Raw genomic sequence first — 22,890 nt, 5'->3', positions numbered from 1 at the left:
GGTCCCCGGGCCCGCGGCCGGTGGCCGCTGCCCTCGAAATGCACCGCTCTGTGCAATTGTCCCGTCTACCGTGCCCAGCCGGGCACCGCGCCACACACCCCGGCGGCGCCAGGGGCTCCACCGGGGTGTGTCGGAAGCGCGAGGCTCAGGCCTTCGGCTCGTCCTCGGCCGGCTGCTCGTCGGCGCCGGCGCCGGGGCGGGCCACCAGCTCCACCTGGTCGACCGCGTTGCACCAGCGGCAGCGGACCGACTCCAGGGTCTCGCTGAGCACCTCGGTCTCCTCCACCTTGGACTCGCCGCCGAGGTCGAAGTGGAGGTACTCCACCACCCGGGCCGAGCGCGTCACGTCGAAGCGGGTGAGGTTCCCGCAGAGCGTGCAGCGCCAGCGGGTCTCGGCGGTGGGGGCGGCGATGGTCATCGGAGGTCCTCTCGGATGGTCCGGGTCCGGTCCTCCAAGCCTATTGCGTGCGGCTCTTCCGGCGGTCACCGGTCCTGAAGGGCGGACAGGTCACCCGCTTGCTGCACCCGCGGTGTCACCGCGGGTGCACCGAGGAATGCTCGCTGTCATGGCCGTCCCCGCCCCCGTCCCCGCCCCCGTGCGCGCAGCGGCGGGCCGGGACGCCGCCGCGCCGGCGCGCACGCCGGTCGTCACCTACGCGCTGATCGCGCTGAGCGCCCTCGTCCTGCTGGCCGGCCCGAGCTTCGGCCTCAATCCGCGGTACGGCACCGGCAACGCCCGCGTCTGCGCGGAGCAGCGCTTCGAGCAGCACTGGGGGGCCGTCCCCGCGGAGCTGCTCGCCAACCGGCCCCTGGACGCCGGCCGGCTGGCGACGCTGCCCCCGGCGGTGCCCGGCTGCACCGTCCCTCCCACCCCGCACAAGATCCCCTTCCTGTCGGTGCTCAGCTCGCTGTTCGTCCACGCGGGCTGGCTGCACCTGGTGGGCAACCTGCTCTTCCTCTACGTCTTCGGCCCGGACGTGGAGGAGCGCCTCGGACGGCTGCGCTTCCTCCTCTTCTATCTGGGCATCGGCTACCTGGCGACGTATGGCTGGGCACTGGCGGAGTCGGACTCCACGGAGTCGGTGCGGGCACTGGTCGGCGCCTCGGGGGCGATCGCCGGGGTGCTCGGCGGGTACCTGCGGTGCTATCCGCGGGCCCGGGTCACCGCGTTGGTGCCGGTGCTGTTCTTCCTGCCGCTGCGGTTCCCGGCCTGGCTGGTGCTCGGCCTGTGGTTCGCCCTGCAGTGGTGGCCGGTGGGCCCCGCGGTGCCGGGCGTGGCCTACCTGGTGCACGTGATCGGCTTCAGCGCGGGGTGGCTGCTCGCGCGCCCGGTGCGGCCCCGGACAGGGCAGACGCGCCGCCTGACGGCGGATACGCTGGGCGGAACCCCACACACAGGAGCCGAAGAGTGATCACCGCGATCGTCCTCATCAAGACCAGCGTCGACCGGATCCCCGAGATCGCCGAGGCGATCGCCGCGATCGAGGGCGTCAGCGAGGTCTACTCGGTGACCGGCAGCTACGACCTGGTGGCGATGGTCCGCGTCCGGCAGCACGAGGACCTCGCCGAGGTGATCCCCGGTCAGGTCAACAAGGTCCCGGGCGTCGAGCACACCGAGACCCAGATCGCCTTCCGCACCTACTCCCAGCACGACCTGGAAGCCGCCTTCGCCCTCGGCCTCGACGAGTAGGTAGGAGGGGCAGCACCCCCAGGGGCGCGTGCGCGGTTCCCCGCGCCCCTGAGTGCGTACCCCGAACGTCTCAGGCGGCCCGGTCGGTGTCCGCGACGCAGCGGCCGCCCTCGTTGCGGTAGGACCAGCGGGCGCCGTCGGTGACCAGCTCGCGGACGGCGGCCAGGAAGCGGTCCACGTGCTCCTCCGGGGTGCCCGCGCCGAAGCTGACCCGGATCGCGTTGAGGCTCCGCTCCCCCGGCAGCGACGGCTCCGGCGCGCCGCACGCGGACGGCGCCGCCTCCTCCCCGCCGAGCAGCGTCCGCACCAGCGGGTGCGCGCAGAACAGGCCGTCGCGGACGCCGATGCCGTACTCGGCGGAGAGCGCCGCCGAGAAGTGCGAACTGTTCCAGCCGCGGACGACGAAGGAGAGCACGCCCACCCGGGCGGACCGCTCGCCGAACAGGTTGAGCACCTTGACCTCGGGGATCCCGGCCAGCCCGGCGGTGAGCCGCTCGACGAGCGCCTGCTCGCGGGCCTCCAGGGCGTCGAACCCGGCCTCGGTGAGCGCCCGGCAGGCGGAGGCGATGGCGTAGGCGCCGATCACGTTGGGCGAGCCGGCCTCGTGGCGGGCCGGGCCGGTGTGCCACTCGACGGCCACCGAGCCGTCGGCCTCCCGGGCGACGGTGCGGCTGGCGCCGCCGCCCGCCAGGTAGGGCTCGGCGGCGTCGAGCCAGTCGCTGCGGCCGGCGAGCACCCCGGCGCCGAACGGCGCGTAGAGCTTGTGGCCGGAGAACGCGACCCAGTCGACGTCGAGTTCACGGACCGACAGGCGGTGGTGCGGGGCGAGCTGGGCGGCGTCCAGCACCACCCGGGCGCCGTGCCGGTGGGCGGTCTCGGTGAGTTCGGCGATCGGCCACAGTTCGCCGGTGACGTTGGAGGCGCCGGTGACGCACAGCAGGCGCGGGCCGTCCGGGGAACCGGCGGCGAGGGCGGCGTCCAGGGCGGCGACGGCCTCGGCGTGCGAGCGCGGGGCGCGCAGGTACTCGACCGTCAGACCGGCATGGCGCCAGGGCAGCAGGGAGGCATGGTGCTCGGTCTCGAAGGCGAACACCCGGGTGCCGGCGGGGAGGGCCCCGGCGAGCAGGTTGAGCGAGTCGGTGGTGGCGCGGGTGAACACCACCTGGTCGCCCTCGCGCAGGTCGAGGAAGTCGGCGACGGTGCGGCGGCTCTGCTCGAACAGGTCGGTGGAGAGCTGCGAGAGGTAGCCGGCGCCGCGGTGGACGCTGCCGTAGTAGGGGGCGTAGGCGGCGACGTCGTCCCAGACCCGCTGCAGGGCGGGGGCGCTGGCGGCGTAGTCGAGTGCGGCGTAGCCGACCTTCTCACCGGTGGCGAGCGGCACCTGGACGTCGTGGCCGAGGACGGCGAGCGGGGCGCAGAGGTCGGTGGAAAGCGACATGAGGATGCACTCCTTCACGGGGTGGGGACCCCGGGGAGCCATCGCCGGAAGTCCGCGCTTGCCACGCGGACGGTTCGCCGCACGGCCCGGTCCTCACCCAGGGCACCCCGCCACGGACGGAGGGTTGCCGGACAGCAAGCTGGGGCTTGACGCTGCCACTCATGACCTGCGCAGGACTCTAGGTGACCGCTGTGCGACGGGTCAAGCACGGCGGGGCGTGCGGGGGACCGGCCTCGGCCGGATGCCCCCGCGCGCCCCGTGCGGCTCGCCGGCGGCTCGCTACTTGTTCGTCGCCTCGGCCCAGCGCTTGAGCGTCGCCTCCGCCGCGCCCGAGTCGATGGCCGCGGCCGCCCGCTCGATCCCGGCGGCGAGCTGCTCGGCGAGCGGCGCGTCGGTGAGGTCGAGCACCGCCAGCGCGGCGGCCGTGTTGAGCAGGACGGCGTCCCGCACCGGGCCGCGCTCACCGGCGAACAGCCGCCGTGCGACGGCCGCGTTGTGCTCGGCGTCGGCCCCGCGGAGGGCTTCGATCCCGGCCAGTTCGATCCCGACGTCCCGCGGGTCGAAGTCCGCCTCGGTGACGGTGCCGTCCTTGACGATCCACACGTGCGAGGTGGTGCAGACGGTCAGTTCGTCCAGGCCGTCGTCGCCGCGGAAGACCAGTGCGGTGGCGCCGCGCCGGGCGAAGACGCCGGCGATCAGTCCGGCGAGCCGGGTGTCGAAGCAGCCGACGGCGTGCGAGGTGACCCGGGCCGGGTTGGTCAGCGGGCCGAGGATGTTGAAGGCGGTGGGCACGCCGAGCCCGGCCCGCGCGGTCGCCGCGTGCCGCATCGCGGGGTGGAACTTCGCCGCGAAGCAGAAGGTCAGGCCGACCTCCTCGGCCACCTCGGCGACCCGCCGGGCGCCGAGGTCGAGGCTGATGCCGAGCTTCTGCAGCACGTCGGAGGAGCCGGACGCGGAGGAGGAGGCCCGGTTGCCGTGCTTGACGACCTTGGCGCCGGCCGCGGCCGCGACGATCGCCGACATGGTGGAGATGTTGACGGTCTTCGCGCGGTCGCCGCCGGTGCCGACGATGTCCACGGCCGGGCCGGGGATGTGCAGCGGCTCGGCGTGCGCGTACATCGCGTCGACCAGGCCGGCGATCTCCTCGACCGTCTCGCCCTTGGCGCGCAGCGCGACCATGAAGCCGGCGACCTGCACGGGCGAGGCCTCGCCGCTCATGATCTGGTCCATCGCCCAGGCGGTGTCCGCCTCCGCGAGGTCCTCGCCGCGCAACAGTGCCGTCAGGACGTCGGGCCAGGTGCGGACCACCTGCACGGGGTCCTTGCCGCCGTTCGCAGGGTTCACGTTCACCATGGCCGACTCCAGCTCTCATCGGTAGTGCGCCGATACAAGGGACGGAGTCAGCCTAGCGAGCGGCGGCGGGCGGCCGTGCCGATCCCGCCGCCCCTTCTCTCCTGATGAGACGGGTGGTGCCGGAGGCCCGGTCAGCGGTGGGCGGGCGTCCGCTTGGCGATCCGGGCGCGGAGCAGGGTGGCGGCGGCCTCGGCGAGGGCGACCGGGTCGACCGGCTGCGCGATGGCGGCGTCGGCGCGGCTCCAGGCGGCGAGCCAGGAGTCCTGCGGCCGGCCGATCAGGACGAGCACCGGCGGGCAGCCGTAGATCTCGTCCTTGAGCTGGCGGGTGAGGCCGAGGCCGCCGGCGGGGACGGCCTCGCCGTCCAGCACGCAGAGGTCCACGCCGCCGCGCTCCAGGGCGCGGAGCACCGCCGGGGTGGTGGCGCACTCCAGGTACTCGACGGCGGGCAGGTCCGCGGCGGGCCGGCGGCCCAGGGCCAGGGAGACCTGCTCGCGGGTGTTGCGGTCGTCGCTGTAGACGAGAACGGTGAGCGTCTCGTCGGTCGTGTGCGCCATGGGCCCTGCTCCCGGGTGCTCGTCCTCTTAATATGTGCCGCTCCGAACGGCCCAGTGTGACCCGGACCACGTTCACCTCCGGATGCTACTCCGGCGGGGCCCTCCCGGTGAGTCCCTGACGCGATCTCCCTCAAGCCGCCGCGCCCGAATCTCACCCGCGCGGGGTACTCCGCCTCACCCACCCCGAACAACCGTCAGAAAACGGACACCCGGGCGGAGCAGCGCCGGACGTCCGCGCAGGCCAACGCCAGGGGGGCATACCGCACGCACCGGACACTCCGAGGAGCACCCCCCGGCGTGAAGACGGAATAAGGGACCGACATAATGTCCGTCGTGGCGACAGCAACAGCAACAGAAACCGGACACGCGCACGGAGCGGTCAACAGGCCGAACCTTGTCAGCGTCGGAACCATCGTCTGGCTGAGCTCCGAGCTGATGTTCTTCGCGGCCCTGTTCGCGATGTACTTCACGCTCCGCTCGGTCATGGGATCGGAGTTCTGGACGGAGAAGGCGGACGCCCTCAACGTGCCGTTCTCCTCGGTGAACACCACGATCCTGGTGCTCTCCTCCCTCACCTGCCAGCTCGGCGTGTTCGCCGCCGAGCGCGGTGACGTGAAGAAGCTCCGCTCGTGGTTCACGATCACCTTCGTGATGGGCGCGATCTTCATCGGCGGCCAGATCTTCGAGTACACCGAGCTGGTCAAGGTGGACGGCCTGTCGCTGTCCTCCGACCCGTACGGCACGGTGTTCTACCTGACCACCGGCTTCCACGGCCTGCACGTGACGGGTGGTCTGATCGCCTTCCTGCTGGTCCTGGGGCGGACGTACGCCGCCAGGCGGTTCACGCACGAGCAGGCCACCGCCGCGATCGTGGTGTCGTACTACTGGCACTTCGTCGACGTCGTGTGGATCGGCCTGTTCGCGACCATCTACCTGATCAAGTAAAGGCTGATCAGGTCGCTGGCCGCCGGCCGGAGAGCACCCGCCCCGCGCGGGAGCCCCGCCGACCAGTCCGCCCCGACCCGGGTACCGGCCCCGAGCAGACCGGTCCCACGGGCGCAGCCACCCAGCCGACCAGATCCTGACACCGGGGTTAATCCGTGAAAAAGCTCTCCGCACGACGGCGCCACCCACTGGCGGCGCTGGTCGTCCTACTTCTCGCCCTGGCGGCCACCGGGGGGCTGTACGCCGCGTTCGCGCCCGCCGAGAAGGCGCAGGCCGACACCTCCGCGCAGTCGCTCGCGATCGAAGAGGGCAAGAAGCTCTTCGCCGTGGGCTGCTCCTCCTGCCACGGCCTCGACGGCCAGGGCAGCTCCGACGGCCCGAGCCTGGTGGGCGTGGGCTCCGCCGCGGTCGACTTCCAGGTCGGCACCGGCCGTATGCCGGCCCAGCAGAGCGGCGCCCAGGTGCCCTCCAAGAAGGTCGTCTACTCCCAGGCGCAGATCGACCAGCTGGCCGCCTACGTGGCCTCGCTCGGCCCCGGCCCGGTCGCTCCGACCAAGGAGCAGTACACCTCCACCGACCCGAACGACGTGGCCAAGGGCGGCGAGCTCTTCCGGACCAACTGCGCCCAGTGCCACAACTTCGCGGGCAAGGGTGGCGCCCTGACGAAGGGCAAGTACGCCCCGACGCTGGAGAACACCTCCCCGAAGCACATCTACGAGGCCATGCAGACCGGCCCGCAGAACATGCCGTCGTTCCCCGACACCACCATGCCGGAGGAGCAGAAGAAGCAGATCGTGGCCTGGGTCAGCCACACCAACGACGAGCCCAACCCCGGTGGCCTGTCCCTGGGCAGCCTCGGTCCGGTGACCGAGGGCCTGTTCGGCTGGATCTTCGCCCTCGGTGCGCTCATCGTGACCGCGATCTGGGTCGCCGCCCACACCACCAAGGCCAAGAAGTCATGAGCCACGAGATGTCTGACGAGAAGCTGCCGGAGTCGCACGGCTCCGAAGGGCACGAGGCCGCCGTTCACGGCGACCCGTTCGCCGACCCCGGTCTGCCGGCCCACGAGCCGCGCCGGACCGACATCGACGAGCGCGCCGCCAAGCGCGCGGAGCGGCAGGTCTCCCTGCTGTTCATCGTCTCGATGCTCGCCACCGTGGGCTTCATCGCCTCGTACGTGGCCATCGACATCGACAAGATCGTCTACATCTTCCCGCTGGGCCACGTCAGCGCGCTGAACTTCGCGCTCGGCATGACCCTCGGTGTGGCGCTCTTCTGCATCGGCGCGGGCGCCGTCCACTGGGCGCGCACCCTGATGTCGGACCACGAGATCCCGGCCGACCGTCACCCGATCGAGGCCGACGACGAGCTGCGTGCCGACGTCATGGAGCAGTTCAGGACGGGCGCCGCGGAGTCCGGCTTCGGCCGCCGCAAGATGCTCCGCAACACCCTGATCGGCTCGATGGCCCTGGTGCCGCTCTCCGGTGTGGTGCTGCTGCGCGACCTGGGCCCGCTGCCCGAGGACAAGCTGGCGCACACCGGCTGGGAGCTGGCCACCCCGGCCAAGCCCCTCAAGCTGATCAACATGAACACCAACGAGCCGATGAAGCCCGAGGACATCGTCACCGGCTCGCTGACCTTCGCCAAGCCCGAGGGCCTGGAGGAGGACCAGGAGATCTTCCAGGAGCAGATCGCCAAGGACGCCCTGATGATCATCCGGATCGCTCCGGAGGACCTGAAGGACCAGAAGTCCGCGGACCTCGGCTTCGAGGGCATCCTCGCCTACTCGAAGATCTGCACCCACGTCGGCTGCCCGATCAGCCTCTACGAGCAGCAGACCCACCACGCGCTCTGCCCCTGCCACCAGTCGACCTTCGACCTGGCGGACGGCGCGCGCGTCATCTTCGGCCCGGCCGGCCACCCGCTGCCGCAGCTGAAGATCACCACTGACGAGAAGGGTTTCCTGGTCGCCACCGGCGACTTCCAGGAGCCCGTCGGCCCGAGCTACTGGGAGCGGCCGTGAGCACCGCGAACAGCGCCAACTCCGGCGCATCCAAGCCGGCCAGCACCCGTGCCAAGCCTGCGAACAAGTTCGAGGCGGCCGCTGACTGGACGGACGGACGGCTGGGTATCTACACCCTCGCCAAGTCCAACCTGCGCAAGATCTTCCCGGACCACTGGTCCTTCATGCTGGGCGAGATCTGCCTCTACACCTTCATCATCATCATCCTGACCGGCGTCTACCTGACGCTGTTCTTCAAGCCGAGCATGGCCGAGGTCGTCTACCACGGCAGCTACGCCCCGCTCAACGGCATCCGGATGTCCGAGGCGTACGCCTCGACCATGAACATCAGCTTCGAGGTGCGCGGCGGTCTGCTGATCCGCCAGATCCACCACTGGGCGGCGATCGTCTTCGTCGCCGCGATGCTGGTGCACATGATGCGCGTCTTCTTCACCGGCGCGTTCCGCAAGCCGCGCGAGATCAACTGGCTCTTCGGCGCCGGTCTGCTCTTCCTCGGCATGTTCGACGGCTTCATGGGCTACTCGCTCCCGGACGACCTGCTGTCCGGTACCGGTATCCGCTTCATGGAGGGCGCGATCCTGGCGGTGCCGCTGGTCGGCACGTACCTGCAGTTCTTCCTGTACGGCGGTCAGTTCCCCGGCACCGACATCGTGCCGCGGTTCTTCACCATCCACGTGCTGCTGATCCCGGGCATCATGCTGGGCCTGCTGGTGGCCCACCTGATCCTGGTCTTCTACCACAAGCACACCCAGTTCGCGGGCCCCGGCCGCACCGAGAAGAACGTCGTCGGCATGCCGCTGATGCCGGTCTACATGGCCAAGGCCGGTGGCTTCTTCTTCCTGGTGTTCGGCGTCATCGCGGCCGCCTCGGCGATCGCGACCGTCAACCCGATCTGGGCGTACGGCCCGTACCGTCCCGACCAGGTGTCCACCGACGCCCAGCCGGACTGGTACATGGGCTTCTCCGAGGGCCTGATCCGCGTCATGCCGGGCTGGGAGATCCGCGCCTGGGGCCACACCCTGAACCTGGGCGTGTTCATCCCGCTGATGGTCTTCCCGCTGGTCCTGATGGCCATCTGGGTCTACCCGTTCATCGAGGCCTGGGTCACCGGCGACAAGCGCGAGCACCACATCGCCGACCGCCCGCGCAACGCCCCGGTCCGCACCGGCTTCGGCGCGGCCTGGATCAGCCTGTACGTGCTGCTGCTCATCGGCGGCGGCAACGACCTGCTGGCGACGCACCTGCACCTCTCGATCAACACCATCACCTACGCGGTGCGTGTCGGCTTCTTCGTCGTCCCGGTGCTGACCTTCTTCATCACCAAGCGGTGGTGCCTGGGTCTGCAGCGCCGCGACAAGGACAAGGTGCTGCACGGCCGCGAGAGCGGCATCATCAAGCGCCTGCCGCACGGTGAGTTCGTCGAGATCCACGAGCAGCTGCCGCAGGACAAGCTGTACAAGCTCACCGCGCACGAGCAGCCGCAGCCGCTGGAGCTGCCGGCCGAGGTCGACGAGAACGGTGTGGCCCGCAAGGCCGGCCCGATCGCGAAGACCCGCGCCAAGCTCTCCGAGGCCTTCTACGGCGAGGGCGGCCAGATCGCCAAGCCGACCGCCGAGGAGCACCACGAGATCACCAGCGGCCACGGCCACCACTGATCCCGTAGAGATCGCCACAGCCCGAGGGCCCCTGCCGAACCCGGCAGGGGCCCTCGGCCTTTCCGCACCCGGGCCGTACCGGGGCCGGCCCTCCGGGGCCTGTCACAATGGGCCCGTGCAGCTGACCATCGATCACACCGCCGCCACTCCCCCGTACGAGCAGGTGCGGAGCCAGATCGCGGAGCGCGCCCGCAGCGGCGAGCTGCCCGTGGGCCTGAAGCTCCCCACCGTCCGGGCGCTGGCCGAGGAGCTGGGGCTGGCGGCGAACACCGTCGCCCGCGCCTACCGCGAGCTGGAGGCCGACGGGGTGGTGGAGACCCACGGCCGGCGCGGCACCACGATCGCCGCCACCGGGGACAGCGCCCACCGGCTGGCCGCCGCCGCGGCCGCCGAGTTCGCGGAGCGGGTGCACCGCCTGGGCCTCGGCCGCGACGAGGCCCTGGCGGCCGCTCACACGGCCCTGCAGGCGGTCTACCGCGGCTGAGGGCCCCGGGGCCCGGGGAGGGTGGTCAGGGCTGGGGCTGCATGTCCCCGGAGGCCTGGACGGCCGTGTCGGCGCTGCCCGCGGTGGAGACCCGGGCACCCGTCGCCGAGTGCTTCACGTAGTCCGTCCAGCTGATGTTCCAGTCGCCGTAGCCGTTGCCGAACGGCTCCATCTCGTGGCCGAGGCTGTTGACGACCTGGACGATGTCGCCGACCCGGGTGTTGTCGAAGAACCACTTGGCGTTCTCCGTGCTCATCCCGGTGCAGCCGTGGCTGACGTTGGCCTTGCCCTGGGAGCCGACCGACCAGGGGGCGGCGTGCACGTACTCGCCGCTCCAGGTCACCCGGGTGGCCCATTCCACCTGCAGGTCGTAGGAGTCGGCGCTGCCGGCGGCGATGCCGATGGTCTCGCCGCTCATCCGGACGCTGGCCTCCTGGCCGAGGACCACCTTGATGCCGTTGCGGGTGTCGAAGCCCGGCTTGCCGGTGGTGACCGGGATCGTGCGGACCACCTCGCCGTTGCGGCGGTACGTCAGCTCGTGGGTGGCGGCGTCCACGACGGCCTCCACGCGGTCCCCGGTGCGGAAGGAGAGGCTGCTCGGCTCGCCGCCGTACAGGCCGTCGGATATCGCGGCGCCGGTGAGGTCGAAGGAGAGCTTCACCGTGGCGTTGGCCGGCCAGTACTGCTCGGGGCGGAAGTGCAGGTTGCTGTCGTCCACCCAGTACCAGGCGCCGGTCACGGCGGGCTGGGAGGTGACGGTGAGGCCCTGTTCGACCTCGCGGCGGGCCGCCGGGTCCTTGACCGGGGCGGAGAGCTTCACCGTGAGCGGCTGGCCGACGCCGTAGACGCCGCTGCCGGAGGAGTCCGGGCCGAGCTGGGCGGTGAGCAGCTTCTGCGCGGCGAGCGTGCTGAACGCCGTGGTGGTCTCGCCGCGGCCGCCCTTGCCGTCGTCGGCGGCTATTCGGGCGGTGTAGGCGGTGCCCGCCCGCAGCCGCCCGGTGGTGTGCCAGCTGCGCCCGTCGTCGGCCAGCTCACCGGCCACCAGCCGGCCGTCCGGGCCCGAGACGGTGACGTCCGTGAGGGTGCTGCCCGGTTGGGCGGTCACCGTGAAGGGCTTGGCGGGGTCCACCCGCTCCCCGGCCGAGGTCCGCACCAGCGGTGCGGCGTCGACGGTGCGGGTGACCGGTCCGACGGACCGGTCCTGGCTTCCGGACGAGCAGGCCGCGATCGGGGCCAGCAGGATGAGGGCCGTTATGCCGGCCTTGCCGTGTGCGAGTCTCCGACAACCGTTCACCGGTGCCTCCGAGGTCTCCCGACGATGTACCAGAGCCTAGGAACGGCGGGGAGCCGTCAGCACCCCGGGAGGCGGCTCCGTTGGACCGGGCGGGTGAGGCGGCGACGGAGCGTGAGGGCGGGCACGGCGAAGGGCCGGGCTCCCCCGAGGGGTGCCCGGCCCTTGGCCTGACGTGCCGGAACCTACTGGTTCTGGTCCTCGCCGCGGTAGAACTCGAAGACCCAGCCGTAGAGGCCGATCAGGATGATCGGCAGCGACCACCAGAGCAGCCACCAGCCGAAGATCACACCGAGGAAGGCCAGCGCGCCGCCGATGGCGAGCGCGAGCGGCTGCCAGCTGTGCGGGGCGAAGAAGCCCACCTCGCCGGCGTCGTCCGCGACCTCGGCCTCGGGGTTGTCACCCGCGCCGCTGTCCACCCGGCGGGCGGTGAAGGCGAGGTAGTACCCGATGAAGGCGCAGAGGCCGAACGCCAGGAACAGCGCGGTGGTACCGGCCGGCTCCTTGGACCACAGGCCGTACACGATGGCCATGATCAGGATGAAGACGGCGAAGCCGCCGAAGATCTTGCCCTGCTCCTTCATCAGGCGTCGCCCTCCTTCTTCTTGTCCAGCTGCGGACGGTCGTACTGCGCCGGGGTCACGCCCGCGAAGTGCTTCGCCGGCTCACCGTGGTTCTCCAGGTAGTCCAGCGCGGCGATCTCGGGGTGGTGCAGGTCGAACGCCGGGGATTCCGAGCGGATCCGCGGCAGGGTGAGGAAGTTGTGCCGCGGCGGCGGGCAGGAGGTCGCCCACTCCAGCGAGCGGCCGTAGCCCCACGGGTCGTCCACCTCGAGCTTCTCGCCGTACTTGGCCGTCTTCCAGACGTTGTAGAGGAACGGCAGGATCGACAGGCCGAGCAGGAACGAGCCGACGGTCGAGACGCTGTTCAGCGTGGTGAAGCCGTCGGAGGCCAGGTAGTCGGCGTAGCGGCGGGGCATGCCCTCCGCGCCGAGCCAGTGCTGGACGAGGAAGGTGGTGTGGAAGCCGATGAACAGCGTCCAGAAGGTGATCTTGCCGAGACGCTCGTCGAGCATCTTGCCGGTCATCTTCGGCCACCAGAAGTGGAAGCCCGCGAACATCGCGAAGACGACGGTGCCGAAGACCACGTAGTGGAAGTGGGCGACGACGAAGTACGAGTCCGAGACGTGGAAGTCGATCGGCGGGGAGGCGAGCAGAACGCCCGTCAGACCACCGAAGAGGAAGGTGACCAGGAAGCCGATCGTCCACAGCATCGGGGTCTCGAAGCTGAGCGAGCCCTTCCACATGGTGCCGACCCAGTTGAAGAACTTCACACCGGTCGGCACCGCGATCAGGAAGGTCATGAAGGAGAAGAACGGCAGCAGCACCTGGCCGGTGACGTACATGTGGTGCGCCCACACCGTCACGGACAGACCGGCGATCGCGATGGTGGCCGCGATCAGGCCGGAGTAGCCGAACATCGGCTTGCGGCTGAAGACCGGGACGATCTCCGACACGATGCCGAAGAACGGCAGCGCGATGATGTAGACCTCGGGGTGGCCGAAGAACCAGAAGAGGTGCTGCCACAGCATGGCGCCGCCGTTGGCCGGGTCGAAGACGTGCGCCCCGAACTTGCGGTCCGCCTCCAGGGCGAACAGGGCGGCGGCCAGGACCGGGAAGGCCAGCAGGACCAGCACGGCGGTCAGCAGGACGTTCCAGACGAAGATCGACATCCGGAACATCGTCATGCCGGGGGCGCGCATGCAGATGATGGTGGTGATGAAGTTGACCGCACCGAGGATGGTGCCGAAGCCGGAGAAGGCCAGGCCCATGATCCACATGTCGGCGCCGACGCCCGGCGAACGGACGGCGTCGGACAGCGGCGAGTAGGCGAACCAGCCGAAGTCGGCCGCGCCCTGCGGGGTCAGGAAGCCCGCCACCGCGATGATGGAGCCGAACAGGTAGAGCCAGTAGGCGAACATGTTCAGACGCGGGAAGGCGACGTCGGGAGCGCCGATCTGGAGCGGCATGATCCAGTTCGCGAAGCCCGCGAAGAGCGGGGTGGCGAACATCAGCAGCATGATCGTGCCGTGCATGGTGAACGCCTGGTTGAACTGCTCGTTCGAGAGGATCTGGGTCCCCGGACGGGCGAGTTCGGCGCGCATGACCAGGGCGAGGACGCCGCCGATCAGGAAGAAGGCGAACGAGGTCGCCAGGTACATCGTGCCGATCGTCTTGTGGTCGGTGGTGGTGAGCCACTTGATGATCGCGTTGCCCCGCTTGTTGACACGGGCGCTCTTGCCGGCCGTGACGCCCCCGGCGCCCCCGCCGGCCGCGGCGGGCTCGTTGAGGATGGTCACTTCTCTTCACTTCCCGTGGTCTTCTCACCGGCGGCGTGGCCGGCTCCGAGGATGCCCGCGGGCACCGCGCCGGACTGGCCCTTGGCCCGAAGCTCCTTCAGGTGCTGCTCGTACTGGTCGTGGGTGACGACCTTGACGTTGAACAGCATCCGGGAGTGGTCCTGGCCGCAGAGCTCGGCGCACTTGCCGGCAAAGGTGCCGAAGGAGGTCGGGGTCACCTGGAACTTGTTCACCACGCCCGGCACGACGTCCATCTTCATGAGGAAGTTGACGGGCCAGAAGTCGTGGATCACGTCGTTGGAGGTCAGGACGAACTCCACCGACTCGTTGATCGGCAGGTACAGGGTGGGCACCTCGGCCGGCGTGCCGACGTCGTACGCGGCGTTGGTGTTGGCCGGGTCCGGGATCTCGGTGTTCTCGTAGTTGAACGCCCAGTTCCACTGGAAGCCCACCACGTTGACCACGTGCTGCGGCTTCGCGCTGACCGCGGTCAGGCGCGTCTCGTCGCGGGCGACGAAGTAGAAGAGCACCGAGACGATGACGAGGGGGACCGCGGTGTACAGCGCCTCGATGGGCACGTTGTACCGGGTCTGAGCGGGGATCTCCACCTTGGTGCGGCTACGCCGGTGGAAGATCACGCTCCAGAGGATCAGACCCCACATCAGTGCGCCCACTGCCAGCGCCGCGATCCACGAGCCCTGCCACATGTGGAGGACCAGGGGGCCTTCCTCGGTGACGGGCGAGGGGAGGCCAAGCCTGGGGAGGTCGTTGGCCGAGCAGCCGGTGGCGGTCGCGATGACGAGGCCCAGTGCCAGCGCCTGAGGCAGCTTCCGCCGCATCGTGCGCCGCGGCGAGCGGTCGGAGCCGTTGGGACTCACGTAGCGCCTTCCCGAAGTCTCGCCCGCGATCGCGCCGCCTCCGGGAGTGCTGTTCGCCTCCCCGGCGACCCGGCCACGGGCACGGTTTGAATGCTTATGCGGGCCAAACGCTACTGCATCCTTATGCGGCACTCACGAGCAGCCCCCGCTAACGCGCCGCCCGCCTACCCGATCAGCCCCGGCAGGCGTTCCGGTGCAGGTCATGGCAGGCATTCGAGGGTCCCACACCCGATCGGGGGACTCGACTGCGACACACGGGTGACGGATCGTCGCACCGGACGAATGCGGCGAAATCGGGTGCCGGCCGGGGCTGCGGGCCGGGCGGGGATAGCGTGGAAGGGTGTCGTACTTCGATGTGGCCTCCACCGCACCCCTGCACCCCGTCGCCCGGCAGGCGCTGAACGCGGCGATCGACGAGGGGTGGGCCGACCCTGCACGGCTCTACCGCTCCGGGCGGCAGGCCCGCATGCTCCTGGACGCCGCCCGCGAGGGAGTCGCGGCGGACCTCGGCGCCCGGGCGGACGAGATCTCCTTCACCGCGAGCGGCACCCAGGCCGTCCAGCTCGGCATCCTCGGCGCACTGCGCGGCAACCGCCGCCGCGGCGCCCACCTGGTGCACTCCGCGGTCGAGCACTCCAGCGTGCTGCACACCGCCGAGCTGCACGAGGCCCAGGGCGGCGAGGTGGGCGTCGTCCCGGTCGACCGGCACGGCCGGGTGAAGGCCACCCAGTTCGCCGCCCGGCTGACCGACGCCACCGCGCTCGCCGTGCTGCAGAGCGCCAACCACGAGGTCGGCACCGTCCAGCCGGTGGAGGAGGTCGCCGACCTGTGCGGCAACGTCGGCATCCCGCTGCTGGTGGACGCCGCCCAGAGCGCCGGCCGGCTGCCCGTCCCGCACGGCTGGTCGCTGCTGACCGCCAGCGCCCACAAGTGGGGCGGGCCGGCCGGCGTCGGCGTCCTCGCCGTCCGCAAGGGCGTGCGCTACGCCTCGCCGCTGCCCTCCGACGAGCGCGAGCGCGGCCGGGTGCCCGGCTACGTCAACGTGCCGGCGATCGTCGCGGCCGCCGCCTCGCTGCGCGCCGTCCGCGCCGAGGCCGAGCAGGAGAACGCCCGGCTGCACGCGCTGGTGGAACGCATCCGCACCCGGGTGCCCGCACTGGTGCCGGAGGTCGAGGTGGTCGGCGACCCGGTGCGCCGGCTCCCCCACGTCGTCACCTTCTCCTGCCTGTACGTGGACGGCGAGGTGCTGCTCGGCGAGCTGGACAAGGCCGGGTTCGCGGTCTCCTCGGGCTCCTCCTGCACCTCCTCCACGCTGACGCCGAGCCACGTGCTGGCGGCGATGGGGGTGCTGACCGAGGGCAACGTGCGGGTCTCGCTCCCGTACGGCACCGCGGAGGAGGACGTGGAGCGCTTCCTCGCCGCGCTGCCCGGGCTGGTCGCGGCGGTCCGGGCCCCGCTCGGGCTCGACCTTCGGCTGCCCGCAGCGGAACCGGAACCGGAGCCGGTGGTGCGCACGGCGGATCCGTCGGCCGATCCGTCGGCGGAGCCGGAGCCCGCGGGAGAGGCGGAGGCGCTGGTGCTGGACGCCCTCGGCAAGCGCTGCCCGCTGCCGGTGATCGACCTCGCCCGGCGGATCGGCGAGGTGCCGCCGGGCGGCACCGTCGTGGTGCTCGCCGACGACGAGGCGGCCCGGCTGGACATCCCGGCCTGGTGCGACATGCGGGCCCAGGAGTACCTGGGCGAGGCCCCGGCCGCGCGGTACGGCGCCGACCGGGGCACGGCCTACCTGGTGCGCCGGACGGACTGACCGCCCGCCCGGCCGCGACCGGGCGGGGTCAGGCCAGCTTCGCGCGGACCTCGGCCGCCGCCTCGTCGCCGTACGCGGCGGCGAAGCGGTCGGTGAAGTGGGCGCGGCGCAGCTCGTACTCCTGGGTGCCGACGGTCTCGATCACCAGGGTGGCGAGCATGCAGCCGACCTGGGCGGCGCGCTCCAGGCCGAGGCCCCAGGAGACGCCCGCGAGGAAGCCGGCGCGGAAGCCGTCGCCGACGCCGGTCGGGTCGGCCTTGCGCTCCTCGGCGGGGCAGCCGACGGTGATCGCCGGCTCGCCCTTGCGCTCGATCCGGACGCCCTTGGGGCCGAGCGTGGTGACCCGGGTGCCGACGCGGTCCAGCAGCTCGTCGGCGGCCCAGCCGGTCTTGGACTCGATGAGCGCGGCCTCGTACTCGTTGGTGAAGAGGTACGCGGCGCCGTCGACGATCTCGCGGATGTCGTCGCCCTCCAGGCGGGCCAGCTGTTGGGAGGGGTCGGCGGCGAAGGCGTAGCCGCGGCTGCGGCACTCCTGGGTGTGGCGGACCATCGCCTGCGGGTCGTCGGCGCCGATCAGGACGAGGTCGAGGCCGCCGACGCGGTCGGCGATCGGCTTGAGCTCGATGTTGCGGGCCTCGGCCATCGCGCCGGTGTAGAAGGAGGCGATCTGGTTGTGGTCCAGGTCGGTGGTGCACATGAAGCGCGCGGTGTGGCGGGTCTCGGAGATGTGCACGGAGGCGGTGTCCACGCCGTTGCGCTCCAGCCAGCTCCGGTACTCGTCGAAGTCCGCGCCGGCCGCGCCGACCAGGACCGGGCGCAGGCCCAGGACGCCCATGCCGAACGCGATGTTGGGGCCGACGCCGCCGCGCCGGATGTCGAGGGTGTCGACCAGGAAGGAGAGCGAGACGGTGTGCAGCTGCTCCGCGACGAGCTGGTCGGCGAAGCGGCCGGGGAAGGTCGTCAGGTGGTCGGTGGCGATCGAGCCGGCGACGGCGATACGCACGGGAGTCTCCTCGGGAGGCCTGGTGACGGCGGTGGCCTGGTGCGGCCGGAAGCAGTGGTGGACCCACCTACGGTACAGCCACCCCGGCCGGAAACCCGGACGACCCGAACCGGTACTACCCCGCAGTAGCCCTGGTGGGGCGCCCGGCGGCGGCCTAGGGTCGCAGCACGGGGGCCGGTCGGCCGGTCCCCGGCCATGCGTGCCGCGGCGACGAGGCCGCGGCCCGGCGATCGGAGCGATGACAGCGATGATGCCCACCCAGCCCCCCGCAGTCCGCCCGGGTGCCCTCGGCGGCGAGGCCGACTTCGAGAGCCTCGACGCCCTGGTCAGCTCCTCGCGCCGGCTCGGCCGGTTCTGGCCGCCGCTCGCGGCCGGCCCGCAGCCCGCCGCCGCCCGCCCGGCCGGGGTGTCGGTGCCGTCCGGTGCGCAGCGGCTGGTGGCGGCGATGGCCGACTACGAGAGCTGACCGCTCCCCCGGGTCCCGCCCCGGCACGGGGTGGAACCGGATTCCTCCGGGGCACGTCAAACCGGCGCAGCACCGCTTCGGTGGCGGTTCGCTGGACCCTCGGGAGGAAGTCGCACCATGGACGCAAGGACCGCAGTCGTACCGTTCGGGGCCGCTCGTCGGCGGCGGGCCGCCGTGCTGGCGGCAGGGGTGGCGCTCGTCATCGGCGGGGTGTCCGCCTGTGGGTCGCAGACGTCGACCGGAGCGGGCGGTGCGCCGTCGGCCGCGCCCACGGCGAGCGCCTCGGCCTCCGGCGCCCCGGCCTCGCCGAGCCCCTCCCCCAGCCCGTCCGGCGCGGGCAGTTCGGCCCCGCAGCCCGGGCAGCCCACCCAGCCCGGCATAGCCGTCGGCGAGCCGACGCCGACCGCGGCGGTCCTGCCCGCGATCTCCTACACCCTGGAGGGCGGGACGCACCTGACCGTCTACTTCTACGGCGGCGTCTGCGAGCAGTACGGGCTGAAGGCGGACGAGCAGGCGCCGGGCCTGGTGCGGGTCCGGGTCATGGTGGAGAAGCCGGCGCCGCGCGGCAAGGAGTGCCCGGCCCTGGCGAAGAAGGAGTCGGTCTCGGCGGAGCTGGCGCAGCCGCTCGGCGACCGCAAGGTGATCGACATGACCTCCGGCACCGGGCTCACCATGACGGGTGACGTGCCGGGCGGGCCGCGCTAGGTCCGTGGGCCACGGTACGGACCAGGGGTGAGCCGGATCGGTCAGGAGCACCGATCCCGGACTGCGCGCTTCTCCCCGGCCTTCGGCCGGGAGGTGCCCCCACGCGCCCCTGAGCTGACCGTTCGAGCGTCCTTTGAACCGCCGGAGGGCGGCCCCGGGTGTCGGGGCCGGCCTCCGGCGGTTCGCTGCTGCTGTCGCTGCTGCGGGTGCGGCTGGGCCGCGAGGCTCAGCTGAAGGAGTCGCCGCAGGCGCAGGAGCCGGTGGCGTTCGGGTTGTCGATCGTGAAGCCCTGCTTCTCGATGGTGTCGACGAAGTCCACGGTGGCGCCGCCCAGGTACGGGGCGCTCATGCGGTCGGTGACGACCTTCACGCCGCCGAAGTCCTTGACGACGTCGCCGTCCAGCGAACGCTCGTCGAAGAACAGCTGGTAGCGCAGGCCGGAGCAGCCGCCCGGCTGCACGGCGACGCGCAGCGCGAGGTCGTCGCGGCCCTCCTGCTCGAGCAGGCCCTTGACCTTGGCCGCGGCGGCGTCGGTGAGGAGGATGCCACTCTCGACAGTGGTCTCGTCCTGGACGGTCATGCTTACTCCCGGTCTGTGACGACAGTGTGCCGCCAGTGCCAACCGGCGGCCGCCCGGATTCATTTCCGGTCGGTGGTGATTCCGGGAGACGTTTTCGCCGCCCGCACCTCTACGTCTCCCATGCTCGCACACCGGCGGTGCGTGCTCGGCGTCCGATCTCGGCAAACCGCCCTCGGCGGGTCCGGCGGCGGGCCAGGATGAGATGCGTGATCATTCGGCCGGTCAGGGACAGTGCCGCGGACGCCGCCGCCGTGCGGGAGGTGGCCGCGGCGGCCTTCGGACGGCCGGACACCGCGCGGCGGGACGGGACGGCGGTGCCGGACGCCCGCGCCGTCCGGCACGAGGCGCGGACCCGGCACCTGGTGCGGACCGACCCGCAGGGGTGCTGGGTCGCCGAGGACGGCGGACGGGCTGTGGGGGCCGCGCTGTCGCTGCGGCGCGAAGGGCTGTGGCTGCTCGCCCTGCTGGTGGTCGACCCGGCACTGCAGGGCAAGGGCGTCGGACGGCTGCTGCTGCAGCGGGCGGCCGCGCACGGGCGGGGCTGCCTGCGAGGCATGCTGTGCGCCTCGCCGTCGCCGGCCGCGGCACGGCGGTACCGGCTGAGCGGGTTCACCCTGCACCCGGCGATGCAACTGCGGGGGCCGGTCGACCGGGCCGGACTGCAGGACCCGGGCGACATCCCGGTGCACCCCGGAGGACCGGGGCAACTGCACCTGCTGGACTCGGTGGACCGGCGGCTGCGGGGCGCCGCGCACGGGCCCGACCACGGCTTCATGCTGGCCCACTTCGAGGAACTGCTGGTGGCGGACTCGCTGGCGGGCAGCGGCTACTGCTACCGGGACGGCGGCGAGGTGAAGCTGCTGGCGGCGACGTCGAAGCGGATCGCGGTGCGGCTGCTGCGGGAGGCGTTGGCGCGGGTCCCGGAGGGGACGGACGCGCTGGTGGAGCACCTCACCGCCGACCAGGAGTGGGCGGTCGACGTCGGCCTGGAGGTGGGGCTCACGGTCGGCACCCGCGGCTACGTGGCCCTCCGCGGCATGCGCCCCCCGGTGCCGTACCTCCCCGACGGGGCGTTCCTGTAGGACGCCCGGGGGCGCGGGGAACTGCGCAATTCGGATGTGGGCCACCGTACGGATCCGGGGTGAGCCCGAAATCCGTCCGATGCCCAGCCCCGGACTGCGCAGTTCCCCGCGCCCCTGACGTGCGTCCCCCCTACTCCATGGTGGAGAGGATCTCCTTGACCATGTCGAGGGTGGTGCCGGGGTGGAGGAAGGCGAAGCGGGCGACGGTCTCGCCGTCCCAGCCGGTGGGGGTGACGAAGCCGATCTGGTCGGCGAGGAGCTGCTGGGACCAGCGGTAGTAGTCCTCGTGGGTCCAGCCGGTGCGGCGGAAGCAGACGGCGGAGAGCTGCGGGTCGTGCAGCAGTTCCAGGTGGTCGGTGTCGCGGATCAGCTGCGCGGTGTCCCGGGCCAGCGTCAGGCCGGTCTCGATGGCGTCGGTGTAGGCCTGGGTGCCGTGGACGGCGAGGGAGAACCAGAGCGGCAGGCCGCGGGCGCGGCGGGTGAGGTGGTACGCGTAGTCGGTGGGGTTCCACTCGTCGCCCTCGGTGTGCAGGACGTCGAGGTAGGAGGCGTCCTGGGTGTGGACGGCGCGGGCGAGCTGCGGGTTGCGGTAGAGCAGGGCGGCGCAGTCGAACGGCGCGAAGAGCCACTTGTGCGGGTCGACGACGAAGGAGTCGGCGTGCTCGATGCCGTTGTAGCGCTCGCGGACGGAGGGGGCGAACAGCCCGGCGCCGCCGTACGCGCCGTCGACGTGGAACCAGAGGCCGTGCTCGCGGGTGACCTCGGAGAGGCCGGCGAGGTCGTCGACGATGCCCTCGTTGGTGGTGCCGGCGGTGCCGACGACCGCGATGACGGTCTCCGGGTTCGGGTCGGCGGCGAGGGCGGCGCGCAGCGCCTCGCCGGTGAAGCGGCGGTCCACGGTCGGGACGACGAACGCCTCGACGCCGATGATGTTGAAGGTGTTCTTGACCGAGGAGTGGACCTGGTCGGCGACGGCGATCCGCAGCCGGGCCTCGGGGCCGACGCCCAGCTTGCGGCGGGCGGTGTCGCGGGCGACGACGAGCGCGGAGAGGTTGCCGGCGGAGCCGCCGGAGACGAAGGTGCCGCCGGCGGAGGCGGGGAGTCCGGCGCGGTCCGCTATCAGACGCAGCACCTGGTTCTCGGCGGCGATGGCGCCGGCGGCCTCCAGCCAGGAGATGCCCTGGAGGGAGGCGCAGGAGACGACCATGTCGAAGAGGAGGGCGGCCTTGGTGGGGGCGCAGGGGATGAAGGAGAGGTAGCGCGGGCTGTCGGCGGAGATGACGGCGCGGGAGAGCTCGTGGTCGTAGAGCTTGAGGACGTCACCGGGGTCGTTGCCGTGCTCGTTGAGCAGACCGGCGAGGTGGGTGCGAAGGTGCTCTCCGTCGCCGGGGTGGTCGAGGGGGACGGGGTTGTACTGCAGCCGCTCGCGCATGTAGTCGAAGACGAGGTCGACCAGCTGGTTGTCGGGCTGGTGCATGCGGTCGGCGGCTGCGGACACGGTGGTCCCTCTCGTTCTGGCTGCGGGGTGCGGCGGGCCGGTACGGGTGGGGTTCCTGGGGCGTACCGGACACGATCAGCGTAGGCAGCGGCGCTCGGTCGGCGCGCGTCGGAACGGGGCCGCGCAAGCAGGTTTCGTGCGTGTTCGACGGGGGTGGCGCAGCTTTCCTGCGTGACGTGCCGAGGGGGTGCCGGGCCCGGTGCGGGGCGGTCAGCCGATGAGGCGGGAGAGGACGACGGAGCTGCGGCTGCGCTGGACGCCGGGCTCCTTGCGGATGCGTTCGATGACGGCTTCGAGGTGCCGGGTGTCGGCGGCGCGGAGGTGGACGAGGGCGTCGGGGTCGCCGGTGACCGTCCAGGCGGCGGCGACCTCGGGGAACTGGCGGAGGCTGGCGAGGAGTTCCTCGGGGCTGGTGCGTTCGCGGCAGTAGATCTCGACGAAGGCCTCGGTCCGCCAGCCGAGCAGGGCGGGGTCGAGGACGACGGTGAAGCCGCGGACGACGCCGCGGGCGCGGAGCCGGTCGATGCGGCGGCGGACGGCGGTGGCGGAGAGGTTGGCGAGCAGGCCGATCTCGGCGTAGGAGGCGCGGCCGTCCTTGCTGAGGTGTTCGAGCAGGAGCCGGTCGGTGTCGTCGAGCGGCGCCCCGCCCGGGTCCGTGGGTCGGTGCGTGCTCATGGCTGCGGGCTCCACTGGTGGTGCGTGTGAGGGCGGTGTGGCCGTCGGGGTGGGACGGCGCACCGCCCCATTCTGGCGGACTCCTGCGGTCAGTCCACCAGCAGCACGATCTTGCCGCGGGTGCGGCCCTCGGCGCTGAGTGCCTGGGCGGAGGCGGCCTGGGAGAGCGGGAAGGTGGAGGCGACCGGGACGCGGAGCTTCCCGGCGTCGGCGAGGCGGCCGAGTTCGGCGAGGTCGGCGGCGTCGGGGCGGACCCAGACGTAGTGGCCGCCGCGGGCGGCGACGCCGTAGTCGGTGATCGAGGCGATGCAGGAGGGGTCGCGGACGAGCTGGGCGGAGACCTCGACGGCGTCGCCGCCGATCAGGGCCAGGGCGGCGTTGTCGGCGTCGGGGCCGGCGGT

Annotated in this window: 24 protein-coding genes and 1 riboswitch; of the genes, 11 read left to right on the top strand and 13 right to left on the bottom strand. The window is 71.9% G+C overall.

Annotated features, from left to right (window positions below; translation table 11 throughout):
* Window positions 1–145 precede the first annotated feature (145 nt).
* Window positions 146–418 (bottom strand): hypothetical protein, encoded by a 273-nt coding sequence (locus ABD353_RS29355; protein ID WP_344626714.1) that lies wholly within the window; start codon window positions 416–418, stop codon window positions 146–148.
* Between the two features lie 148 nt (window positions 419–566).
* On the opposite strand from ABD353_RS29355, the gene ABD353_RS29350 reads away from it, so the two are divergent.
* Together ABD353_RS29350 and ABD353_RS29345 are read left to right on the top strand one after the other, a co-directional pair.
* Window positions 567–1,412 (top strand): rhomboid family intramembrane serine protease, encoded by an 846-nt coding sequence (locus ABD353_RS29350; protein ID WP_344626713.1) that lies wholly within the window; start codon window positions 567–569, stop codon window positions 1,410–1,412.
* Window positions 1,409–1,690, top strand: a complete 282-nt coding sequence (locus ABD353_RS29345; protein ID WP_030262969.1) for an Lrp/AsnC ligand binding domain-containing protein — start codon at window positions 1,409–1,411, stop codon at window positions 1,688–1,690. Before ABD353_RS29350 ends, ABD353_RS29345 begins: the two co-directional genes overlap by 4 nt.
* 70 nt (window positions 1,691–1,760) lie before the next feature.
* Here ABD353_RS29345 and ABD353_RS29340 read toward each other — a convergent pair whose 3' ends face one another.
* From ABD353_RS29340 to ABD353_RS29330, 3 genes are all read right to left on the bottom strand, one after another.
* Window positions 1,761–3,128: an aminotransferase class V-fold PLP-dependent enzyme gene (locus tag ABD353_RS29340; RefSeq protein ID WP_344626712.1), complete on the bottom strand. Its 1,368-nt coding sequence runs from the start codon at window positions 3,126–3,128 to the stop codon at window positions 1,761–1,763.
* A gap of 49 nt (window positions 3,129–3,177) precedes the next feature.
* Window positions 3,178–3,295, bottom strand: a riboswitch (SAM riboswitch).
* Between the two features lie 112 nt (window positions 3,296–3,407).
* A complete protein-coding gene (gene trpD, locus ABD353_RS29335; protein WP_344626711.1) occupies window positions 3,408–4,481 on the bottom strand; it encodes an anthranilate phosphoribosyltransferase in 1,074 nt (357 codons plus the stop codon).
* A 131-nt stretch (window positions 4,482–4,612) separates the two neighbouring features.
* Window positions 4,613–5,038, bottom strand: a complete 426-nt coding sequence (locus tag ABD353_RS29330; RefSeq protein WP_344626710.1) for a response regulator — start codon at window positions 5,036–5,038, stop codon at window positions 4,613–4,615.
* A 324-nt stretch (window positions 5,039–5,362) separates the two neighbouring features.
* Here ABD353_RS29330 and ctaE point away from each other — a divergent pair, with 324 nt between their 5' ends.
* The 5 genes from ctaE (at window position 5,363) to ABD353_RS29305 (ending at window position 10,145) form a co-directional block, all read left to right on the top strand.
* Complete coding sequence (gene ctaE, locus ABD353_RS29325) at window positions 5,363–5,983, top strand: aa3-type cytochrome oxidase subunit III (RefSeq protein WP_030262982.1); 621 nt, start codon at window positions 5,363–5,365, stop codon at window positions 5,981–5,983.
* A gap of 155 nt (window positions 5,984–6,138) precedes the next feature.
* The gene (qcrC, locus tag ABD353_RS29320) at window positions 6,139–6,945 is read left to right on the top strand and encodes a cytochrome bc1 complex diheme cytochrome c subunit (RefSeq protein WP_344626709.1); all 807 of its coding nucleotides are present in this window, start codon (window positions 6,139–6,141) and stop codon (window positions 6,943–6,945) included.
* Window positions 6,946–6,953: 8 nt separating this feature from the next.
* The gene (qcrA, locus tag ABD353_RS29315) at window positions 6,954–8,006 is read left to right on the top strand and encodes a cytochrome bc1 complex Rieske iron-sulfur subunit (protein WP_344626708.1); all 1,053 of its coding nucleotides are present in this window, start codon (window positions 6,954–6,956) and stop codon (window positions 8,004–8,006) included.
* The gene (qcrB, locus tag ABD353_RS29310; RefSeq protein ID WP_344626707.1) at window positions 8,003–9,661 is read left to right on the top strand and encodes a cytochrome bc1 complex cytochrome b subunit; all 1,659 of its coding nucleotides are present in this window, start codon (window positions 8,003–8,005) and stop codon (window positions 9,659–9,661) included. The genes qcrA and qcrB overlap by 4 nt, the downstream gene beginning before the upstream one ends.
* Window positions 9,662–9,776: 115 nt before the next feature.
* The gene (locus ABD353_RS29305; protein ID WP_344626706.1) at window positions 9,777–10,145 is read left to right on the top strand and encodes a GntR family transcriptional regulator; all 369 of its coding nucleotides are present in this window, start codon (window positions 9,777–9,779) and stop codon (window positions 10,143–10,145) included.
* 25 nt (window positions 10,146–10,170) lie between these two features.
* Here ABD353_RS29305 and ABD353_RS29300 read toward each other — a convergent pair whose 3' ends face one another.
* From ABD353_RS29300 to ctaC, 4 genes are all read right to left on the bottom strand, one after another.
* Complete coding sequence (locus ABD353_RS29300; RefSeq protein ID WP_344626705.1) at window positions 10,171–11,439, bottom strand: L,D-transpeptidase; 1,269 nt, start codon at window positions 11,437–11,439, stop codon at window positions 10,171–10,173.
* A 182-nt stretch (window positions 11,440–11,621) separates the two neighbouring features.
* Window positions 11,622–12,020: a cytochrome c oxidase subunit 4 gene (locus ABD353_RS29295; protein ID WP_344626704.1), complete on the bottom strand. Its 399-nt coding sequence runs from the start codon at window positions 12,018–12,020 to the stop codon at window positions 11,622–11,624.
* Complete coding sequence (gene ctaD / locus ABD353_RS29290) at window positions 12,020–13,795, bottom strand: aa3-type cytochrome oxidase subunit I (protein ID WP_425555278.1); 1,776 nt, start codon at window positions 13,793–13,795, stop codon at window positions 12,020–12,022. Before ctaD ends, ABD353_RS29295 begins: the two co-directional genes overlap by 1 nt.
* On the bottom strand, window positions 13,792–14,673 hold the full coding sequence (gene ctaC, locus ABD353_RS29285) for an aa3-type cytochrome oxidase subunit II (RefSeq protein WP_344626703.1): 882 nt from the start codon (window positions 14,671–14,673) through the stop codon (window positions 13,792–13,794). Before ctaC ends, ctaD begins: the two co-directional genes overlap by 4 nt.
* Before the next feature lie 340 nt (window positions 14,674–15,013).
* Between ctaC and ABD353_RS29280 the strand changes: the two genes are divergently transcribed.
* On the top strand, window positions 15,014–16,480 hold the full coding sequence (locus ABD353_RS29280) for a cysteine desulfurase/sulfurtransferase TusA family protein (RefSeq protein ID WP_344626702.1): 1,467 nt from the start codon (window positions 15,014–15,016) through the stop codon (window positions 16,478–16,480).
* A gap of 28 nt (window positions 16,481–16,508) precedes the next feature.
* Here ABD353_RS29280 and ABD353_RS29275 read toward each other — a convergent pair whose 3' ends face one another.
* Complete coding sequence (locus ABD353_RS29275) at window positions 16,509–17,483, bottom strand: carbohydrate kinase family protein (protein ID WP_344626701.1); 975 nt, start codon at window positions 17,481–17,483, stop codon at window positions 16,509–16,511.
* A gap of 238 nt (window positions 17,484–17,721) precedes the next feature.
* Here ABD353_RS29275 and ABD353_RS29270 point away from each other — a divergent pair, with 238 nt between their 5' ends.
* Both ABD353_RS29270 and ABD353_RS29265 read left to right on the top strand, forming a co-directional pair.
* Window positions 17,722–17,949 (top strand): hypothetical protein, encoded by a 228-nt coding sequence (locus tag ABD353_RS29270; RefSeq protein ID WP_344626700.1) that lies wholly within the window; start codon window positions 17,722–17,724, stop codon window positions 17,947–17,949.
* A 117-nt stretch (window positions 17,950–18,066) separates the two neighbouring features.
* Entirely contained in the window at window positions 18,067–18,654 is a 588-nt protein-coding gene (locus ABD353_RS29265) for a hypothetical protein (RefSeq protein WP_344626699.1), read from the top strand.
* Between the two features lie 226 nt (window positions 18,655–18,880).
* Here the strand turns inward: ABD353_RS29265 and ABD353_RS29260 are convergent, their stop codons facing one another.
* On the bottom strand, window positions 18,881–19,234 hold the full coding sequence (locus ABD353_RS29260; protein ID WP_095876996.1) for a HesB/IscA family protein: 354 nt from the start codon (window positions 19,232–19,234) through the stop codon (window positions 18,881–18,883).
* A gap of 206 nt (window positions 19,235–19,440) precedes the next feature.
* On the opposite strand from ABD353_RS29260, the gene ABD353_RS29255 reads away from it, so the two are divergent.
* Window positions 19,441–20,316, top strand: a complete 876-nt coding sequence (locus tag ABD353_RS29255) for a GNAT family N-acetyltransferase (protein WP_344626698.1) — start codon at window positions 19,441–19,443, stop codon at window positions 20,314–20,316.
* Between the two features lie 130 nt (window positions 20,317–20,446).
* Here ABD353_RS29255 and ABD353_RS29250 read toward each other — a convergent pair whose 3' ends face one another.
* The 3 genes from ABD353_RS29250 to ABD353_RS29240 form a co-directional block, all read right to left on the bottom strand.
* Window positions 20,447–21,814: a pyridoxal phosphate-dependent decarboxylase family protein gene (locus ABD353_RS29250; RefSeq protein WP_344626697.1), complete on the bottom strand. Its 1,368-nt coding sequence runs from the start codon at window positions 21,812–21,814 to the stop codon at window positions 20,447–20,449.
* A 210-nt stretch (window positions 21,815–22,024) separates the two neighbouring features.
* Entirely contained in the window at window positions 22,025–22,489 is a 465-nt protein-coding gene (locus ABD353_RS29245) for an Lrp/AsnC family transcriptional regulator (protein WP_344626696.1), read from the bottom strand.
* Between the two features lie 89 nt (window positions 22,490–22,578).
* The coding region (locus ABD353_RS29240; protein ID WP_344626695.1) for a zinc-binding dehydrogenase at window positions 22,579–22,890 on the bottom strand (312 nt) is incomplete at its 5' end.

The organism is Kitasatospora arboriphila, assembly GCF_039528095.1.
GTDB classification, from domain to species: Bacteria; Actinomycetota; Actinomycetes; order Streptomycetales; family Streptomycetaceae; genus Kitasatospora; species Kitasatospora arboriphila.
Note: the sequence above shows the minus strand (reverse complement) of the source record. Positions and strands in the feature narration are given on the sequence as shown.